2 protein-coding genes are annotated in these 743 nt (G+C 27.6%); both read right to left on the reverse strand.

The genetic code is table 11. The features are described 5' to 3' along the window. The coding region (locus ACF91D_RS31060) for a cytochrome c oxidase assembly protein (RefSeq protein ID WP_392438599.1) at window positions 1–439 on the reverse strand (439 nt) is incomplete at its 3' end. Window positions 440–451: 12 nt separating this feature from the next. Continuing rightward, window positions 452–743 (reverse strand): DUF2243 domain-containing protein (locus tag ACF91D_RS31065; RefSeq protein ID WP_392438600.1); only part of this gene is annotated, 292 nt, incomplete at its 5' end.

Consider the following 743-nt stretch of genomic DNA (forward strand, 5'->3'; position numbering starts at 1 on the left):
TATATAGATTTGTTGTGTAAAGGCACCAAAGCCCTCCAATGTTTAAAAGTGAAGCTATAATTGGATTACTAATAAATTGAATTAAACGACTTTTTAAGATTCGCGTTAATTTTCGAGCGTTATAAACGTCAATAGATCTTAATAGTAAAGTTACAGGCATAGAAAGTGCGATTAACAATGGAGCTAGCATGCCAATTAGAAGATGAGTTATCATATGGCCAATAAAATTATGATGAGCTAAGGTTGCTAAAGGCCCTACTAGAGATATTCCTATACTTAGAAGTCCTATTGACCAACAAACATAGCGGTATAAAAACCATTTCTTATATTTTTTATTAGTAAGGAGTGCAAAAAAAATATATATAACAAATAACATAATTAAAAATAAGGTTAAAATTATTTTAAAACATATATTTTCACTAAAAAGGTGAGAATTCATATTATTTACTCCTTAGTGTGAATTACTATTTTTTTTAGATTGCAAGAAAATTATAATCCCAATTATTAAAATAATTACAGCAGTGACATTCCAAACAATATCATAAGGCAATATATAAACATTATATTTTATTTGATGTATTTTTAAAATTTTATGTTGGATAATACCATCGTATAATTGAAAAAAGCCAATTCCCAATAATACCCCACCAATCCATTTTTTTATCCTAAACGTTTTTTTTCTTCGAAGATGTGCTAACCAAAATAAAGAGGCTATAGTCGAAAACCAACTGAATGCATGAAAC

It is taken from the genome of Staphylococcus sp. 231237_7MaSpsaltlick (assembly GCF_043107035.1).